The following is a 3,145-nucleotide window of genomic DNA, read 5'->3' as shown; positions in this document are numbered from 1 at the left end:
ACTTTATAAATACACAGTTGAGTGGACTGAAGAACAGCGCAAACCTCTAATGTCTGCTATCACCAAACGTTTAAATGAATTAAATACTGATGCCCCACAAGTATCAGAGCCACCTTCATTAATGGTCCTAATTCAAACTGCTCCCAATCTTACAGCCTTAGATGCGTTGGAAATTGATGTTTCAAGCCGTCATCCTGATATTCAGCCGAAATTAATGAGTTATGTAAAAGCTCGTCGCTTTGAGCTTGAAAACCAAGCTTCGCCAACAGTTTCGTAAATCTAGATACCGCCTATTCTTTTATCTGAGTAGAAGAATAGGCACAAATTTAACGGTAATTATTTATTTTAATAGAAGATTGGGTGTGAAAATGTTTAAAGTACCTGAAAAATTCAGAATAAAAAATGGCTTGCTTGGTAGTGAAGCAAGCATTGGAAATAATGGCGCATTTTGGGTTAAAACCAAAAAGCATGTGTTTACAGTTATTGCGATTGATCAAATGGGTTGGGAGCATGTAAGTGTTTCACTTCCAACACGATGCCCAACTTGGGAAGAAATGTGCTTTATTAAGTCACTGTTTTGGTCAGATGACGCTTGTGTTATTCAGTATCACCCAGCGAAATCAGAGTATGTAAATAATCACCCAAATTGTTTGCACTTGTGGAGACCTGTTTTCGACACAATGCCTGTACCGCCAAGTCAAATGGTTGGTGTTAAGAGTGATGTGGCGTAATGGATATTCAAAAAAAGCCAACACTGGCAGAAAAACAAGCATTTTGGGTTGAGCAAAGACCGTATTTTGAAGAAAAGGAGGAAGGTTGATGGGGTCATTTAAATATCTTATTACTGTTGAAAGCGATACACCTCCTCAAGTGATGCTTGGTCAAAGTGCATTTGGTGGTGAGATTGTTGGCTTGGAAATGGAAAAAATACCCACTCTTGTGTCCGTAGCATGGCTTGTTGAGAAGTACGGGATGGCAAAAACAACAATCATTAAAAGATTGGATGGTTTTAATCAAGGATCAGATGGAAAGTTTTTGTACGACTCCAAAACAGCGATGGCAATCTTGAGTCAAAATCCTAAAAGTAAACGTGGTGCTAAACGAGTCAATTAGACTCGTTTAGCATTTTGCTTATTTCTGTGGCTGTTGGGTTGTAGTAAGTATTAATCAAAATACCAATAGTTTTATGCCCTGTAATCTTTGCCAACATTTCAACTGGAATTTTTCTTTTTCTCACCATCCTTGTTATTCCCTCATGCCTTGTGTCGTGAAAATGGAAGTCAGTTAATCCGATTTTCCTTATTCTATTTCCAAACATATTCTGAAAAGTTGTACTACTTATATCTAATAGCTTTTCAGATCCATTGTTGGGAATGAGCTTTAAGAGTTCTTTTGCGCTGTCTAATAAAGGAACGTCTCTAGCATCTCCATTTTTAGTCATTGGTAAATGAATATAGTCCTCATAAATATCTGATCGCTTGATCGAAAGTATCTCACCCTGTCTCATTGTTGTTTCAATTGCGAATAAAAATACCCATGCAATAAAATGCTCTTGTTTTGATGGTACTTGTCCAATTTGATAATCATGAGCATCAAGAATTAAAGCTATTTCTTCTTCACTGATTCGCCTATTTCTTGCTTTGGGTTGGGATGGTTTAGATACTAGCGAGAAAGGATTTTTATCAATCAAAAATAATTCTTTCTGAGCATAAGAAAAGATTGCTGAAAATAAAGAAATATCCCTCAACACAGAGGCTGAGCTAACTTTCTTTAATCTTGAATTACGCCAATCAGTAAGTATTTGTGGCGTAATATCATGAATTGATGTTTCAGCCAGAATTGGATAGGTTTTGATAAATTGGTTAATTGATATTTTAATGAATCTTTTTGACTTAAGGGATTTACCAACTTCTTCATAATATTTAGACATTAATGCGGAAAAAGGATAATGTTGTTTGATATCCTCCTTGAGATGCTGATTTGTTTTTAATTCGAGCAACTTGAGCATCGCCCATTGCTCACATTCTTTTTCAGTATCTCGCGTTGCGCTTATTCTTGTACCATTAAACATGAGCTCAATTCGATAAGATTCACCGCGTTTTCTAGGTTTTGGAAGCTTCATTTTGGGCGTAAACTTGGCGTAATTGGTTGAACATTTTAACGTAAAATATAACCAAAACACTAAAAATGTCCAAAAATATTAAAACAAAATAGATAAACACAATGCTATTGAGATTCATTTATTGGAATAAGTTTATGATTTTAAAGATTATAAAACCAAGCGTTTTAAAAAGTGCATTTTCAAAAAATGCACTTTTAATAGGAGCTTTTTTATTTTTATCATAATTTTTATCATATACTTAGTTCTAAATATTCTTAAAACATGACTGAGTTATCACTATGTCGCATTCTCATCATTTAGAACAACACTTTATACAACGTACAGGTTGGTTAAGAGCAGCCGTTTTAGGTGCAAACGATGGCATCATTTCTGTCACCAGCTTAGTGATGGGTATGGCAGCCAGTGGTGCTTCAAGTCACACCCTTTTAATTACCTGTATTGCAGGCTTAATTTCTGGTGCAACTTCAATGGCTGCTGGTGAATATATTTCAGTTAAATCTCAATCTGATATTGAAGAAGCTGATCTAAAAATTGAAGCTCGAGAACTCGAAAAAAATCCACATTTAGAGCTTAAAGAGCTCACCCAGATCTATATACATCGTGGTTTAGATCCTGAACTTGCACACCAAGTTGCAATCCAACTCTCAGCAAAAGATGCTTTAGAAGCACATGCCAGAGATGAGATTGGAATCAATGAAATGACCACTGCCAAACCAATTCAAGCCGCAGCATCTTCCGCCCTTTCATTTTCAGTTGGGGCACTTTTACCCACACTCGCCATACTATTTAGCCCAGAAATTTATCTGAGTAAAATTGTACTCGTCGTCGGAATACTTTCTTTAGCATTTTTAGGTGCATTATCTAGTTATTTCGCAGGGACATCCATGCTCAAAGGTAGTTTACGTGTTGCAGTTTGGGGCATTCTCGCAATGATTTTCTCAAGTTGGATCGGTTCTTTATTTAATGTCTCAACCGTTTAATCATTCATGCAACCGCATAAGATGTATTTTAAATGTATTTAAT

The 3,145-nt window shown here is 36.0% G+C and carries 4 protein-coding genes and 1 pseudogene; 4 read left to right on the top strand and 1 reads right to left on the bottom strand.

What is annotated here, in order from left to right:
• The 3 genes and pseudogenes from EXE10_RS20410 to EXE10_RS20400 form a co-directional block, all read left to right on the top strand.
• Positions 1–277, top strand: a pseudogene (locus EXE10_RS20410) (hypothetical protein); the annotation flags it as partial.
• Positions 278–368: 91 nt separating this feature from the next.
• On the top strand, positions 369–731 hold the full coding sequence (locus EXE10_RS20405) for a hypothetical protein (RefSeq protein ID WP_130114553.1): 363 nt from the start codon (positions 369–371) through the stop codon (positions 729–731).
• Between the two features lie 88 nt (positions 732–819).
• On the top strand, positions 820–1,113 hold the full coding sequence (locus EXE10_RS20400) for a hypothetical protein (RefSeq protein ID WP_068973997.1): 294 nt from the start codon (positions 820–822) through the stop codon (positions 1,111–1,113).
• On the opposite strand, the gene EXE10_RS20395 is transcribed toward EXE10_RS20400, so the two are convergent.
• Complete coding sequence (locus tag EXE10_RS20395; RefSeq protein ID WP_130114552.1) at positions 1,106–2,122, bottom strand: tyrosine-type recombinase/integrase; 1,017 nt, start codon at positions 2,120–2,122, stop codon at positions 1,106–1,108. The two genes, EXE10_RS20400 and EXE10_RS20395, sit on opposite strands and share 8 nt — an antisense overlap.
• 278 nt (positions 2,123–2,400) lie before the next feature.
• Between EXE10_RS20395 and EXE10_RS20390 the strand changes: the two genes are divergently transcribed.
• Positions 2,401–3,102, top strand: coding sequence for a VIT1/CCC1 transporter family protein (locus tag EXE10_RS20390; protein WP_087554442.1), 702 nt, complete (start codon positions 2,401–2,403; stop codon positions 3,100–3,102).
• The last annotated feature ends 43 nt before the right edge of the window (positions 3,103–3,145 follow it).

It is taken from the genome of Acinetobacter sp. WCHAc060033, assembly GCF_004209125.1.
GTDB classification, from domain to species: domain Bacteria; phylum Pseudomonadota; class Gammaproteobacteria; order Pseudomonadales; family Moraxellaceae; genus Acinetobacter; species Acinetobacter wuhouensis.
The sequence above is the reverse complement of the archived record's forward strand: the minus strand, read 5'-3'. Positions and strand labels throughout refer to the sequence as shown.

What these genes read in the sequence shown, in the direction of transcription:
- EXE10_RS20405 (WP_130114553.1), top strand. Translation starts at nt 369, where the DNA reads ATGTTTAAAGTACCTGAAAAATTCAGAATAAAAAATGGCTTGCTTGGT.
- EXE10_RS20400 (WP_068973997.1), top strand. Translation starts at nt 820, where the DNA reads ATGGGGTCATTTAAATATCTTATTACTGTTGAAAGCGATACACCTCCT.
- EXE10_RS20390 (WP_087554442.1), top strand. Translation starts at nt 2,401, where the DNA reads ATGTCGCATTCTCATCATTTAGAACAACACTTTATACAACGTACAGGT.
- EXE10_RS20395 (WP_130114552.1), bottom strand. Translation starts at nt 2,122, where the DNA reads ATGAAGCTTCCAAAACCTAGAAAACGCGGTGAATCTTATCGAATTGAG.